Origin of the sequence: Alkalithermobacter thermoalcaliphilus JW-YL-7 = DSM 7308, from assembly GCA_001584565.1 — a bacterium.
Classification (GTDB): Bacteria; Bacillota; Clostridia; order Peptostreptococcales; family Peptostreptococcaceae; genus Alkalithermobacter; species Alkalithermobacter thermoalcaliphilus.
Map to the genome: position 1 here is coordinate 1289646 of LSFY01000001.1, position 14446 is coordinate 1304091.

Here is a 14446-nt window from a genome sequence, read left to right on the forward strand (position 1 = left end):
TTCAATATAGGTTTATTTTAATATTAGGCTTTGTCCTGTCATTTCTAAAGGCTTTTCAAATCCCATAATATCTAGTACTGTAGGTGCTAGATCTGAAAGTCTTCCACCTTCTCTTAAAGCAATATTTTTATCTGTTATAACTATACATGGAACTTCATTTGTAGAGTGTGCTGTAACAACTTGACCATTTTCGTCTAACATTTCTTCAACATTACCATGGTCAGCAGTAATTATAGCACTTCCACCTAGTGAAACTATCTTTTCTACTACTTTTCCTAAGCAAGTATCTACAGTTTCAACTGCTTTTATAGCAGCATCCATTACTCCTGTATGTCCTACCATATCAGGATTTGCATAGTTTAGTACTATAAAGTCATATTTATCTTCATCTATAAGTTTTATAAGCTCATCTGTAACTTCAAATGCTGACATTTCAGGTTTTAAATCATAAGTTGCTACTTTAGGAGATGGGATAAGCTTTCTATCTTCTCCTTCACTCGCTTCTTCTACTCCACCATTAAAGAAGAAAGTTACATGAGCATATTTTTCAGTTTCTGCTATTCTAAGCTGTTTTATACCTTTTTTGCTTAGGTATTCTCCAAGTGTGTTAGTAATTTTTTCAGGTCTAAATGCTATATCTACATTCTGAATAGTTATATCATATTGTGTCATACACACAAATACTGTTTCAAAATATTTTCTGTCAAATCCAGAAAAATCTTGATCAACTAGTGCTCTTGTTATCTGTCTAGCTCTATCAGGTCTAAAGTTAAAGAATATTATAGAATCATTTTCTTTTATAGTAGCAATAGGATCTGATCCTTCCATTATTACAGTAGGAAGTACAAACTCGTCATTTTCTCCTTTTTCATAAGAAGATTTTACAGCCCCTAGTGCACTATCTGAAACTTGCCCCTTTCCATAAACCATAGCATTATAAGCAAGTTCAGTTCTTTCCCATCTTTTATCTCTATCCATTGCATAATATCTACCTGATACAGTAGCTATTTTTCCTATACCTATTTCTTTCATGTAGTTTTCTATTTCTTCTACATATTGACAAGCACTAGCTGGTGGAGTATCTCTTCCATCTAAAAATGCGTGAACATATACATCTTTTAATCCTTCTTGTTTTGCAAACTGAAGTATTCCTTTTAAATGATCTATATGGCTATGAACTCCACCGTCTGATAAAAGTCCCATAACATGAAGGTTTCTACCCTCTTTTTTTGCATTTTCTATCGCTTTTGATAAAGCTTCATTTGTGAAAAAGTCTTTATCTTCTATTGATTTTGTTATTCTTGTAAGTTCTTGATAAACTATTCTACCTGAGCCTATATTAAGATGTCCAACTTCCGAATTTCCCATTTGTCCGTGAGGAAGTCCAACATCCATACCACTTGTCTTTATAGTAGTATTAGGATAAGTAGAGATATATTTATCAAAATTTGGAGTTTTTGCTGATTTTATAGCATTTCCTACTGTAGAATTACTAACACCCCAGCCATCAAGGATTACTAAGGCTACAGGTTTTTTCATATATATCACTCCTTAAAAGTTAACCAGTTCTACGTAATCTGCTGGATTTAAGCTAGCTCCTCCAACTAAAGCACCATCTATATCTTCTTCATTCATTATTTCTTCTACATTACTTGGCTTTACGCTTCCACCGTACTGTATTCTAACTTCTTCTGATACATCTTCGCTATATATATCTTTTATAACTTCTCTTATATAAGATATCACGTCATTAGCATCTTTACTACTTGCAGTTTTTCCTGTTCCTATAGCCCAAATAGGTTCATACGCTATTACAACTTTTTTAGCATCTTCACTTGATACATTTTCAAAAGCTGCTTTAACTTGATCTTTTACTACATTTTTTGTTTTATCTTCTTCTCTTTCTTGTAAAGTTTCACCAACACATACTATAGGAATTATTCCGTGCTCTAATGCTTTTATTACTTTCTTATTTACAGTCTCATCAGTTTCGTTAAAATATTGTCTTCTTTCAGAATGTCCTATTATAACATAGTCTATTTCTAATTCTTTTAACATTAAAGCAGATACTTCACCAGTGAAAGCTCCACTTTCTTCAAAGTGCATGTTTTGAGCTCCTATTTTTATATTAGTTCCTTTAGTAGCTTTTTTCATTTCGTAAAGCATAGTAAAAGGAGCACATATAACAGCTTCCACATCTGTATTTTTTATTTTGTCTTTAACTTCATCTATAAATTGTAAAGCTTCATTTATAGTTTTGTGCATTTTCCAGTTTCCTGCTATTATTGGTTTTCTCATTGTTTACACCCCTTATTTATCATTTAAAGCAACTATACCTGGAAGCTGTATTCCTTCTAAGAACTCTAAAGAAGCTCCTCCACCTGTAGATATGTGAGTCATTTTATCTCCGAATCCTAATTGATTTACAGCTGCAGCACTATCTCCTCCACCGATAACAGTTATAGCATCACTTTCTGCCATAGCTTTAGCAACTGCTTTTGTTCCATTTGCAAAGTTTTCAAATTCAAAAACTCCCATTGGTCCGTTCCATATAACTGTTTTTGCATTTTTAACAGCATTAGCGTAGTTTTCGCTAGTTTTTGGTCCTATATCTAGACCCATGTAACCTTCTTTTATATTTTCATTTTCTGTTGTTACAGGCTCTGCATCTTGAGCAAACTTATCAGCTATTATATGGTCTACTGGAAGTAATAAGTTTACACCTTTATCTTTAGCTTTTTGAATCATTTCTCTTGCATAATCTAATCTATCTTCTTCAACTAAAGAATTTCCTACTTCAAATCCTTGAGATTTTAAGAATGTGTAAGCCATTCCTCCACCTATTATAAGTGTATCTACTTTTTCTAGTAAATTATTTATAACGTTTATCTTATCTGAAACTTTCGCTCCACCTAGTATAGCAACAAATGGTCTTTGAGGATTTTCAACTGCTTCTCCTAAGAATTTAAGTTCTTTTTGAATTAAATATCCACATACAGCAGTTTCAAGATACTTAGTAACTCCAACAGTTGAACAGTGTGCTCTGTGAGCTGTACCGAATGCATCATTTACAAATATTTCTGCAAGTGAAGCAAGTTCTTGAGAGAAATTGTCTTCATTTTTAGTTTCTTCTTTTCTGTATCTTGTGTTTTCAAGTAAAACAACGTCTCCGCTTTTCATGTTTTCTACTGCTTTTTTAGCATTTTCCCCAACTACATTGTCATCTTTTGCAAAGTAAACTTCTTTACCTAAAAGCTCTGAAAGTCTTTTAGCAACAGGTGCTAATGAAAGTTCTGGTTTTGCTTCTCCTTTTGGCTTACCAAGGTGAGAACAAAGGATAACTTTAGCTCCTTTTTCTACTAGATATTGAATTGTAGGAAGAGCTCCTATAAGTCTGTTTTCGTCAGTTATAACTCCATCTTTTAAAGGTACGTTAAAATCACATCTAACTAAAACTTTTTTATCTTTAACATCTATATCTTCTATTGTTTTTTTATTAAACATCGACATTTTTCATGCTCCTTTCGTAAAAAATAGGTCCGGTCCCGTAGTGACAACTACAAAACCCGGACCAATTTATTTTTTAAATAATTTTCAATAATTATTTAGAAACATTTACAAAGTATTGTAAAGTTCTTATTAATTGAGCTGTATATGACATTTCGTTGTCGTACCAAGCTGCAACTTTAACTAATTGCTCTCCATTTACTTCCATAACTTTTGTTTGAGTTGCATCAAATAATGAACCGTAGTGAATTCCTATTATATCTGAAGATACTAGTGGCTCTTCTGTGTATCCGAAAGATTCGTTAGCTGCTTTTTTCATAGCTTCGTTTACTTCTTCTGCAGTTACTTTCTTTTCTAATGTACAAACAAGTTCTGTTAAAGAACCAGTTATAACTGGAACTCTTTGAGCTCCTCCGTCTAATTTTCCTTTTAATTCAGGTATAACTAATCCTATAGCTTTAGCTGCTCCTGTAGAGTTTGGAACTATATTAGAAGCTGCAGCTCTTGCACGACGAAGGTCACCTTTTCCATGTGGTGCATCTAATGTATTTTGGTCATTTGTATAAGCATGGATAGTAGTCATGAATCCTTTTGTTATTCCAAAGTTTTCATGTAAAACTTTAGCCATTGGAGCTAAGCAGTTTGTAGTACAAGAAGCTCCTGATATAACTGTTTCTGAACCATCTAGTATATCGTGGTTTACGTTGAATACAACTGTTTTAAGATCTCCTGTTGCAGGAGCTGATATAACAACTTTTTTAGCTCCAGCTTTTATGTGAGCTTCTGCTTTTTCTTTAGAAGTAAAGAATCCTGTACATTCTAAAACTACATCTATTCCTAATTCTGCCCATGGTAAGTTTTCTGGATTTCTTTCAGCTGTTACTTTTATTTCTTTACCGTTTACAACGAAAGCTCCTTCTTTAACTTCTATTTCTCCGTTAAAACGTCCTTGAGCTGAGTCGTATTTAAAAAGATGCGCTAATGTTTTTGCATCTGTTAGGTCGTTTATAGCAACAACCTCAAACTCAGGCTTGTCTAGCATTAATCTTAATGCTAATCTTCCTATTCTTCCAAAACCATTGATAGCAACTTTAATCATGATCATTCCTCCTATTTTTTATTTTTTATATTAACTTTAAATATAAACTAAATTAATTCAAGAATTTTATTTGCTGCACCTTGATCTGTTATTAAAACCAAATCTTTCTTTATTTTAGATATTGCTATTATAGCCTCTGCTTTCTTTGTTCCACCTGCTATCCCTATAGCATCTTTTATTTTTTTGAAGTCTTCAACTGTTATTCCTATTGTGCTTGTTTGGTAAATTGTTTGTCCATCTCTATTGAAGTAGTGGCCAAAAGCTTCACCAACTGCACCTTTTGAACTTATATATTCTATGATATCTTCTTCCATTTTTCTTCTTTTTGCCATTTCCTCGGCTCTTCCTATACCAAATATTAATATGTCTACATTTTTTATATATTCAAGAGTTTTATTAATATCTGGTTCACTCATCAAACTTTCAAGTATATCTTTTCCTACATTGTCTGGAACATGCAAAAGCCTATAATTTCCACAAAGTTTTTTTGCAACTGTTGCAGCTATTGTATTTGACTGTATCTCTACTTCTTTTCCTAATCCACCTCTGGCAGGAACTATTAAAACATTTTTTTCTTTTTTACACTCTGGCAGGCACTGAGCAAATTCAAACATAGTATTGCCGCCTGTTACTCCTATTATTACACTTTCTTTTAATATACCCATTAAGTATTTATATGTACATTTTCCAATATCTTTAATTACAGATTTATCCTCATCGCTATCTCCAGGAACTATTATAACTTTTTTGATATTTAGTTTTTCTCTTATTGTATCTTCTAACTGAGAAATACCCATAATATCATCCATAAGTTTTTTTAGCTTTTCAAGTACCTCTAATCCATTTTCATTAATTCTCATTCCCGATACTTGAACATCTATAAGTTCCTGATTTTTTAAAAATTCTACCTCTGATCTTATAGTTCTCTCGCTCAGTCCCAATAGGTTAGCCAATGCTCTTCTTCCTATTGGCTCGTTTAAATATACTTGTCTTAGTATAAAATATCTTCTTTGAATTAAATCTAAGACTTCTGGAACTAATTTTTTCTGAATTTCTACTAGCTCTTTCATTTCTTCCTCCTGGGGCATTACTTATCCCAGTTTAGTATTCTTGCGGGACGTTTTCAATCCCTATATCACTTTCACGTCCCACATTTTTAATTCTATACTAACAATTATTTTTTTTCAAGCCATTTTTATTAAATTTTACAAACTTTTTCTCCTTGATGAAGATAGTATTCCCATTTCCTCTCTATATTTTGCTACTGTTCTTCTAGACACATTTATATTTTTGTTTTTTAAAATATCCACTATTTGTTGATCACTATAAGGCTTTTGCTTGTTTTCACTGTCTATTATTTCCTTTATCATATCCTTTATACTAGTAGATGCTATAGCTTCATTCAATCCTGAACTAAAAAAGTACTTAAGTTCAAACAAACCATATGGAGTTAGTATATATTTTCCATTTACTGCTCTACTAACTGTAGATTCATGAATGTTTAGTTTATTTGCTATGTCTTTTAATATCATAGGCTTTAAATATCTTTTTCCCTTAGTAAAAAATTCTTTTTGAATATTTACTATTTCTTCAGATATTTTTAATATTGTGTTTTTTCTATTTTCTATATTTTTTATAAGAGTTACTGCTCTATTTAATTTTTCTTTTATATATTCTTTTGCATTCTCGTCCTTTGTATTTTTTAAAATTTCTTCATAAAACTTATTTATTGTTATTGTAGGTATATGTTTGTCATTTATATATACTAAAAGGTCACTTCCTACTTTTTCAACTATTACATCTGGCTGTATGTAATTGTTTGTATAACTTGAAAATTTTCTTCCAGGCTTTGGTTCTAAATTTTTTATTATTTTACATATATCAAATAACTTTTCTTCTTTTATTTTGTATTTTCTGCAAAGGTCTTTGTATTTTTTCTTAGCTAATAAGTCTAGATCTTCTTTTATTATATTTTCGATTATATCTTCATTATTTCTAAGCTCTTTTAATTGAATTAAAAGACATTCTTTTAAATTTCTTGCTCCTACACCCGAGGGCTCAAGAGTTTGAACTACTTTTAAGTTTTTTAGTAAAGTTTTTTCATCTATTCTTAAATCTTTTTGAATATCTTTTATATCTACTCTAAGATATCCATCTTCGTCTATAGAATCTATTATGTAGTGTATTATTTTTTTATCTTTTTTATCTAAGTTTATGTATCTTACTTGATCTTTTAAATAGTCATATAACGTCATTTGATATTTAATCATATTTTCTAAATTTATTGTTTCAGATATTTCGTTTTGAATTATATCTTTTTTATTTTTTTGTATATATCTTAACCAATCTATGTTCTCATTTTTTTCTACAGTTATTACTGGATTTTCTTCATTTTCTTTTATTATTTTTTCTTCAAGCTCACTTGTAGTCATAGTTAAGATTTCTAAAGACTGTTTTAGCTGTTTTGTAAGTACTAATTTTTGGGTTTGCCTTATATCTAAATTAAATCTCATTTCCACTACATTTCACCCTTTTTTATTTTTTATATCATGAGTTGATTAGGTTATTAATTTTATTAAAATTCATAAGATAGATTTAAAATTTTAATAAAATTATTTATCAGTCAACTTAGCCTAAGCTATGTTTACTCTGATTGGGTGTAACCCTACACCCTCTATCCCCTCCGAAAATGCATTGGGGAATACTTTTTTCATTATTTGATATGCTCCATTTAAATCTGCATTTATTAAAGTACCCTTATTAGACCTAAATAACCCTCTATGGATTCGTCTTGACTTATTATATTTTTCTTTAACAGGCAATTCGTTATCTAAAAATGATGTTCCACTTGTATAACTTTCCTCTATAAGTACTACTTTAATTCCTGCATTTTCTGCTTTATACATTATCTTATTTATAAATTCTTTATGTGGTATTCCTACAAATGATTGATTAACTTTTTTACTCATTTTGCTTTCTCGTTTCCAGTCTTTGTTATTGCCTATAATTATTGTGTTAACATTTAATGATAAAGCATAATTTACTACATATTTACTTGCTTTGTGAATAAAATCATTTACTTTGTTATTTCTTTTAACCGTTAATTTATTCATTCTTTTAGTGTAATCAAGGCTATTCATTCTTTTTGCTATTTGACGATAATGGCTTATTTTTTTGTTGTAGTATTGATTTATTGATTTTAGACCCTTACCATTCAGAATTATAGGTTTTGCACCTACATTATTACTTATGGTTGCAAAGTTATCTAAACCAAGATCAATACTAATAAACCTACCGTTATCTTTTTTAGTTTCAGGTATTTCTAGTCTGTATACTACTTCGATAATAATATGATTGTTTCTTGGTAGTATCCTGACTTGTTGTAAATTAGTTACTTTTGTATTTAATTTAAAACCATTAAAACATTTAGGAAAATGAATTTGATTATCTTTTAATTTACAATTACAATTTGTTAGTATTAATTGAAACCTTCCGTTTTTAGGTAAATAATTCGGTAATTTAGGCTTACCTTTATATTTTTCTTTATGTTTACTCCAGTCTTTTATAGAATTAAAAAAAGACTTCCAATTCTTATCTAACAATCTTAATGTTTGTTGTGCTGATTGGGCAGTGGGCATATTCCTATAATCAAAATCCATTCCTTCTTTTTTTAATAGTTTATCCATTTGATTATATCAGATATATTTATTATCACTAATAAACAATTTCCTTATCTGATAATTTGCAAAGTTATAAAGGCTTTTAGATTTAAAACAAAATTCATCTAACATTTTATAATAAAGATTTTTAGGATGTATTATGTGCCTTTCTACACGATTAACTTGCACCTTCCTCATTCACTTCCTTTTCTTTTAGAGTATAACTTCATAGAATAACACTGAAGTAAACTTCTATTTCTTCAAATATTTCTTCACTATCTAATTTTTCACAGCCTACCTCACTCATAACTATTATCTCACAATTATATTTTTTAAAGAATAACTCAAAACCTACTCTACTTAATCTATCTTTATAAGATATTATAACTCTTTCTACTTTACCTGCAATTACATCATCAAGCATCTTGAAAAAATTTTTTCTTTTCTCAAAGCTAATCCCACTTTCTATATCTGAAAACACTCTTGATATGCAATATCCATTACTAAAACAAAACTGTTTTAACATCTGGATTTGATTTTCCAAGTCGGCTCTCTTGTATTATAAAATATATTTATTTAATTAATTAAAAATATATTTTATTTAAAATTTTAATATTTTTCATTATTTTGTTTACGTTTAATTCTATATCAATAGTTTTTTATATAACCATATATTTTTATCTTATGATATATATTCCAACATATATATATTTATCTTTTGGGAACAATTTATCTAGACAAAATTTTAAATGTGGAGGTAATATATGATAAAAAATCTCTTGAAAAAAACATATTTTAGTGCTATTGCTATATTTTTATCTGTTGGATTTTTAGGTGTAAGTTTTGCTGATACCGTATATACTGTTGTAAGCGGAGATAGTATGTGGAAAATAGCTGTAAGATATCAAGTAGGTCTATCAGAGCTTATAAACGCAAACCCTCACATAAAAAATCCAGATTTAATTTATCCTGGAGATAAGATAACTATTCCAAATATAGATGATGTAAAGGCTATAGAGCAAGAGGTTATAAGACTTGTTAATTTAGAAAGATCTAAAAGAAACTTGCCACCTCTTTCTCACAACTGGGAGTTATCTAGGGTTGCTAGATATAAATCTCAAGATATGATAGATAATAATTATTTTTCACATAACTCCCCAGTTTATGGAAGCCCATTTGACATGATAAGAAGTTTTGGAATTAAGTTTTCAGCAGCAGGAGAAAATATAGCTTATGGACAAAGAACAGCTCAGCAAGTAGTAAATGCTTGGATGAACTCAGAAGGGCATAGAAGAAATATTTTATCAACAAACTTTACACAAATTGGTGTTGGGTATGCAGTTAACAAATCTGGTGTACCTTATTGGACTCAAATGTTTATAAGACCATAAAAAAACTCCCTTATGGGAGTTTTTTTGTTTTGTTATAGTCTATCTAATCCTTGTTTTAAATCTTGTATTATATCTTCAACATTTTCAAGCCCTACTGATAATCTAACAAGACCATCACTTATTCCTGCTTCTAACCTTTCTTCTCTTGTGTATGGAGAGTGAGTCATAGATGCTGGATGTTGAATTAAAGTTTCTGTATCTCCTAAACTTACAGCTAGTTTACATAAATCTAGAGAGTTTAATAATTTCTTACCAGCTTCTACTCCACCTTTAACTTCAAATGCTATAAGTCCTCCAAATCCATCCATTTGCTTTTTAGCAAGTTCATGTTGCGGATGACTTTCAAGTCCTGGATAATATACAGTTTCTACAGCAGGATGAGACTCTAAAAACTTGGCTACTTTATAAGCATTTTCACAGTGTCTTTGCATTCTTAATTCTAAAGTTTTCATTCCTCTAAGTATTAAATATGCATCAAACGGACTTAAAACAGATCCTGTCATATCCTTTACTCCAAATAATCTAACCTGAGTTATAAACTCTTGTTTTCCTGCTACAAATCCAGCAATAACATCTCCATGACCGTTTAGATATTTAGTTGCAGAATGAACTACTACATCAGCTCCTAACTCTATAGGTCTTTGAAGATATGGCGTACAGAATGTATTATCTACAATAAGTATACAATCTTTCTTTTGATGAGTTATATCACTTATAGCCTTTATATCAACAATTTTAAGATTAGGATTTGCTGGAGTTTCTATATACACAACTTTAGTGTTTTCTTTCATTGCATTTTTTATATTATTAGGATTAGATGTATCAACAAAAGTTACCTCTACTCCATATCTAGTAAGACCATGACTTAAATATGCATATGTACAACCATATAATGTCTTATCTGCTATCATATGATCTCCTGCTTTTAAAGCTGTCCAAAGTGCTGATGTTATAGCACCCATTCCAGATCCAACAGCCATAGCAGCCTCTGCACCTTCTAAACAAGCTAACTTTTCTTCTAACTGTGTCAATGTAGGATTTCCAAGTCTTGTATATATGTATCCACCTTCTTCTAGTGCAAATCTTCTTCCTCCTTGCTCTGCACTATCAAATATAAAAGTAGATGTTTGGTATATAGGTGTTGCTAAAGATCCTGAAACTGGGTCTTTTACATAACCTGCATGTATTGCTTTTGTTGCAAAACCTTTATTTTTTATATCTTTCATTTTATCGCCCCCTAAACATATTTTCAATTTTATAAAATAGCAATTTGTATGCCAAATTTTTAACCTGAGTAGTCTTCTTATCTATTACAAAAAAACAGAAAAAGTGGAAATTAAACTTTCCACTTTTTCTGTTTTTGTAAATGTTTATTTCCATATGTAAATTTTTATTTCCACTTTATATTATATTTTTTTATTTTATTTACCAATGTGGTGTGAGAAACACCTAAAATTTTTGCACTTTTTCTTATAGTTTTATACTTCTTTAGCGTTTTTAAAATTACACTTTTTTCAGTTGCCTCAACCATCTCACTTAAAGTAGTTTCTTTAAAACTTACCTGTTCATTTATGTAGTCATTGTTTATATCTTCTTTAAAGTCTATAACCAAATGTCTCTTTGTCAATATATCTTTATCACACAAATTCATAGCTCTTTCTACTACATTTTCTAATTCTCTTATATTACCCGGCCAACTGTATTCCATAAGCTTATTTATAAAATCTATATCAAAACCTATAATTGCTTTATTTAGTTTTTTATTTAATTTATCTATAAAAAAGTTTACTAACAAAGGTATATCTTCTTTTCTTTTTCTTAAAGGTGGTAAGTAAACTGGTATTACATTTAATCTGTAATATAAATCTTCTCTAAATTTACCCTGTTTTATCATTTCTTCTAAATTTTTATTTGTTGCTGCAATTATCCTAACATTAATACTTTCTTCGTTTACACTTCCTATTTTTCTTATTTTTCCTTCTTGGACAGCTCTAAGAAGTTTAGCTTGAAGAACTATTGATAATTCCCCAATTTCATCTAAAAATATGCTGCCTCCATCAGCTTCTTTGAAAAGCCCTTTTTTTCCACCCTTTATAGCTCCTGTAAAAGAACCTTCTTCATATCCAAAAAGCTCACTTTCTAATAATTCTTCAGGAAGTGCTGCACAGTTTACCGGTACAAAAGGCTTATCTTTTCTGTTACTTAAAAGATGTATAGTTTTTGCAAAAACTTCTTTTCCAGTCCCACTTTCTCCTCTTAGTAAAACTGTTGAATCTGAGCTTGATATCATAGTTATTAATTCTTTTACTTTATTTATTTCCTTGCTATTTCCTATTACATTTTTAAATACATCTTCATCACTTGAAGAAACTATATTTGCTAGCTCTATAACTTTTTTCATATCTTTTATAGACGCTACTGCACCTAGTATATTTCCGTAATCATCTTTAATAGCTCTTCCTGTTGTCAAGTAGTGACTTTCTCCTCTTTTTGTCTTTATTTTCATCTCTAGGTTATTGTAGCTTTTTCCTTCTTTTAAAAGTCTTATTATAGGAGCATCACTCGAAAGAAGATTAGTTATGTGTTTTCCTATTAACTCATCTTTAGAATAGTTAAATATGTTTTCACAGTAATTATTAAATATTTCTATTTTTCCAGATTCATTTATAGCTATTATTCCTTCTTCTACAGAATCTATAAAAGCTAATATTCTTCTTTCGTGTTCTTCACTTGGCATAAGATTTATTTCTTTTATATTTATTACACCATTTAATTTTTTTATATTTTCTATTAATGTATCTTTTTTGTCTTTATCTATATGATCTATTTTTATATAAACTTTTTTAGTAAAAACTTCTGTTGACGATATACTTATATTTATTGAAAAAATTTCTCTTAATATATCAAAGGCCATTCCTATCCTATCTTGCGTTGTTATCTCTAATCTAAGACAGCCCATACAACTACCCCATGTTTTCTATTATGTTTTTTAACTGCTTCTCACTAAATTGATATTTTTCGTTACAAAAATGGCATACAACTTCAGCCTTTTTATCTTCATGTAAAATCTCACTCAATGTATTTTCTCCAAGCGTTATAAGAGCTTTTTCTATTCTTTCTCTACTACAGTCACATTCAAATTTAACATTATGTTTTTCTAATATGTTATATTCAAGTCCGTCTAACACTATAGCTATTATATCTTCTGGTGTTTTTCCTTTATCTATGAGAGTAGATATAGGCTCCATTTTAGATAAATTATTTTCTAGTGTAGTTATAACTTCCTCGCTAGCATCTGGCATTAATTGAACTATAAATCCACCTGCTGCTTTAACTGAGTAATCAACATCCACTAAAACTCCTAAAGCTACAGCAGATGGTTGTTGTTCAGAGTGAGCAAAATAAGCTGTAAAATCTTCAGCTATTTCTCCACTAACTAATTCATATTTGCCTATGTAAGGTTTTTTTAGTCCAAGATCTTTTATTACAGTTAAACTTCCTTCTTTACCAACTGCTGCAGAAACGTCTAATTTACCTTCATATTTTAAAGGAACATCTACATCAGGATTTGATACATATCCTTTTACTACTCCTTTTGAATTTGAAACAGCTACTATACTTCCTATAGGTCCATTACCCTTTATAGTAATAGTTAATTTATCCTTATCCGACTTCATCATAGTACCCATAATAGATGTTGCTGTTAGCGTTCTTCCAAGTGCAGCAGTTGCAACAGGAGTTGTATTATGTGTTTTTCTTGCCATTTCTACCATATCCGTTGTAAGAGCTGCAAATATTCTTATCTTGTTATCTTTATCTGTTGCTCTAACTATGTAATCCATTTTATCATCTCCCTTTTTATTTTTTAGCTATAAAAAAAACTCTCTCTGAACTTTCATCATCTTCAGAAAATGTAAAATCCTTATATATCTTTATTTTATCAAAACCTGCTTTTTTTAGCAGTTTTATTATTTCTTCATTCTTATATGCTCTTTGGTAATGGACTTCTTCGAATCTTTTAAAATAATTTTTTTCTTTTACAAAAAAAGCTAAATCCATTTGCAGTATATTATCTTCTTCGTCAAAATAATTTTCCCATATATAAGCTAAATCATCTCTATTTTCTGCAAATGTATTGTTGCTAAGTATTGTAGACAATTTAAAATAAGAACTTATATCAAATATAAACAAGCCTTCATCTTTTAATATATTTTTTACCTTTTTGAAAATATTTAAAAGGTCTTGTTTATCTAAAATATAATTAAAACCATCACAACCACACAAAACACAGTCTATATTATACACATCAAAATCTAATTGTGTCATATCTTGGTTTAAAAAAACTATATCTAAATTTTCTTTTTCTGCTTTTTCTCTTGCTACACTTAGCATTTCTTCAGATATATCTATACCTACTATAGCATATCCTCTTTTAGCTAACCTAGTAGTTAAATTACCCGTACCACAGGCAAGCTCTAATATTGTATTTACTTTTAAATTTTCACTTTTATAAATTTTTTCTATATAGTCAACCCATCCATCATAATCTACATCATCCATAAGCTCATCGTATATAAAAGCAAATTCCTCATACTGTTTCATTTTCTACTCCTTTACTCTTTTTCTTCTTTTTAGATGTCATTATTCCACCTATTTTGCCTGCCTCTTTAGCAGTAAGGCCACCCCATCCATACTTTTGAACTTTATCCATAAGCCCAAGCTCCTGAGCTATTTCGTATTTCATTATATCATTTTCTGTTAGTATTTTCTTCTTTTTGTTTTTACTCATC

At 29.7% G+C, this 14446-nt stretch carries 13 protein-coding genes and 1 pseudogene; 1 reads left to right on the forward strand and 13 read right to left on the reverse strand.

Annotated elements, in window-relative coordinates:
- Positions 1-12: 12 nt before the first annotated feature.
- From gpmI to JWYL7_RS06800, 8 genes and pseudogenes are all read right to left on the reverse strand, one after another.
- The gene (gene gpmI, locus JWYL7_RS06765) at positions 13-1539 is read right to left on the reverse strand and encodes a 2,3-bisphosphoglycerate-independent phosphoglycerate mutase (RefSeq protein ID WP_066070809.1); all 1527 of its coding nucleotides are present in this window, start codon (positions 1537-1539) and stop codon (positions 13-15) included.
- A gap of 12 nt (positions 1540-1551) precedes the next feature.
- On the reverse strand, positions 1552-2298 hold the full coding sequence (tpiA, locus tag JWYL7_RS06770) for a triose-phosphate isomerase (RefSeq protein WP_066070812.1): 747 nt from the start codon (positions 2296-2298) through the stop codon (positions 1552-1554).
- Positions 2299-2310: 12 nt separating this feature from the next.
- The gene (locus tag JWYL7_RS06775) at positions 2311-3510 is read right to left on the reverse strand and encodes a phosphoglycerate kinase (RefSeq protein ID WP_066070815.1); all 1200 of its coding nucleotides are present in this window, start codon (positions 3508-3510) and stop codon (positions 2311-2313) included.
- 91 nt (positions 3511-3601) lie between these two features.
- Positions 3602-4606 (reverse strand): type I glyceraldehyde-3-phosphate dehydrogenase, encoded by a 1005-nt coding sequence (gene gap / locus JWYL7_RS06780; RefSeq protein WP_066070818.1) that lies wholly within the window; start codon positions 4604-4606, stop codon positions 3602-3604.
- Between the two features lie 47 nt (positions 4607-4653).
- Complete coding sequence (locus JWYL7_RS06785) at positions 4654-5676, reverse strand: sugar-binding transcriptional regulator (RefSeq protein WP_066070822.1); 1023 nt, start codon at positions 5674-5676, stop codon at positions 4654-4656.
- Between the two features lie 135 nt (positions 5677-5811).
- Complete coding sequence (gene rpoN, locus JWYL7_RS06790; protein ID WP_066072430.1) at positions 5812-7119, reverse strand: RNA polymerase factor sigma-54; 1308 nt, start codon at positions 7117-7119, stop codon at positions 5812-5814.
- Between the two features lie 120 nt (positions 7120-7239).
- A complete protein-coding gene (locus tag JWYL7_RS06795) occupies positions 7240-8292 on the reverse strand; it encodes an RNA-guided endonuclease InsQ/TnpB family protein (protein WP_331721832.1) in 1053 nt (350 codons plus the stop codon).
- Between the two features lie 167 nt (positions 8293-8459).
- Positions 8460-8821: pseudogene (locus tag JWYL7_RS06800) on the reverse strand (IS607 family transposase); the annotation flags it as partial.
- A gap of 208 nt (positions 8822-9029) precedes the next feature.
- On the opposite strand from JWYL7_RS06800, the gene safA reads away from it, so the two are divergent.
- Positions 9030-9656, forward strand: a complete 627-nt coding sequence (safA, locus tag JWYL7_RS06805) for a SafA/ExsA family spore coat assembly protein (RefSeq protein ID WP_083528324.1) — start codon at positions 9030-9032, stop codon at positions 9654-9656.
- Positions 9657-9688: 32 nt separating this feature from the next.
- On the opposite strand, the gene megL is transcribed toward safA, so the two are convergent.
- The 5 genes from megL to JWYL7_RS06830 all read right to left on the reverse strand — a co-directional run bounded on the left by megL (position 9689) and on the right by JWYL7_RS06830 (position 14445).
- Positions 9689-10882: a methionine gamma-lyase gene (megL, locus tag JWYL7_RS06810; RefSeq protein ID WP_066070825.1), complete on the reverse strand. Its 1194-nt coding sequence runs from the start codon at positions 10880-10882 to the stop codon at positions 9689-9691.
- Between the two features lie 164 nt (positions 10883-11046).
- Complete coding sequence (locus JWYL7_RS06815; protein ID WP_066070828.1) at positions 11047-12615, reverse strand: sigma 54-interacting transcriptional regulator; 1569 nt, start codon at positions 12613-12615, stop codon at positions 11047-11049.
- Between the two features lie 4 nt (positions 12616-12619).
- Entirely contained in the window at positions 12620-13498 is an 879-nt protein-coding gene (gene hslO, locus JWYL7_RS06820) for an Hsp33 family molecular chaperone HslO (protein ID WP_066070831.1), read from the reverse strand.
- Positions 13499-13514: 16 nt separating this feature from the next.
- Positions 13515-14258, reverse strand: a complete 744-nt coding sequence (locus JWYL7_RS06825) for a class I SAM-dependent DNA methyltransferase (RefSeq protein WP_066070835.1) — start codon at positions 14256-14258, stop codon at positions 13515-13517.
- Positions 14245-14445 (reverse strand): alpha/beta-type small acid-soluble spore protein, encoded by a 201-nt coding sequence (locus tag JWYL7_RS06830; protein ID WP_066070839.1) that lies wholly within the window; start codon positions 14443-14445, stop codon positions 14245-14247. The genes JWYL7_RS06825 and JWYL7_RS06830 overlap by 14 nt, the downstream gene beginning before the upstream one ends.
- Position 14446: the final 1 nt, after the last annotated feature.

Bases quoted from the DNA above. Each gene is read 5' to 3' on its own strand.
- megL (WP_066070825.1), bottom strand. From the start codon at position 10,882: ATGAAAGATATAAAAAATAAAGGTTTTGCAACAAAAGCAATACATGCA.
- safA (WP_083528324.1), top strand. From the start codon at position 9,030: ATGATAAAAAATCTCTTGAAAAAAACATATTTTAGTGCTATTGCTATA.
- JWYL7_RS06785 (WP_066070822.1), bottom strand. From the start codon at position 5,676: ATGAAAGAGCTAGTAGAAATTCAGAAAAAATTAGTTCCAGAAGTCTTA.
- rpoN (WP_066072430.1), bottom strand. From the start codon at position 7,119: ATGAGATTTAATTTAGATATAAGGCAAACCCAAAAATTAGTACTTACA.
- JWYL7_RS06795 (WP_331721832.1), bottom strand. From the start codon at position 8,292: ATGGATAAACTATTAAAAAAAGAAGGAATGGATTTTGATTATAGGAAT.
- JWYL7_RS06825 (WP_066070835.1), bottom strand. From the start codon at position 14,258: ATGAAACAGTATGAGGAATTTGCTTTTATATACGATGAGCTTATGGAT.
- tpiA (WP_066070812.1), bottom strand. From the start codon at position 2,298: ATGAGAAAACCAATAATAGCAGGAAACTGGAAAATGCACAAAACTATA.
- JWYL7_RS06830 (WP_066070839.1), bottom strand. From the start codon at position 14,445: ATGAGTAAAAACAAAAAGAAGAAAATACTAACAGAAAATGATATAATG.
- gpmI (WP_066070809.1), bottom strand. From the start codon at position 1,539: ATGAAAAAACCTGTAGCCTTAGTAATCCTTGATGGCTGGGGTGTTAGT.
- JWYL7_RS06815 (WP_066070828.1), bottom strand. From the start codon at position 12,615: ATGGGCTGTCTTAGATTAGAGATAACAACGCAAGATAGGATAGGAATG.
- hslO (WP_066070831.1), bottom strand. From the start codon at position 13,498: ATGGATTACATAGTTAGAGCAACAGATAAAGATAACAAGATAAGAATA.
- gap (WP_066070818.1), bottom strand. From the start codon at position 4,606: ATGATTAAAGTTGCTATCAATGGTTTTGGAAGAATAGGAAGATTAGCA.
- JWYL7_RS06775 (WP_066070815.1), bottom strand. From the start codon at position 3,510: ATGTCGATGTTTAATAAAAAAACAATAGAAGATATAGATGTTAAAGAT.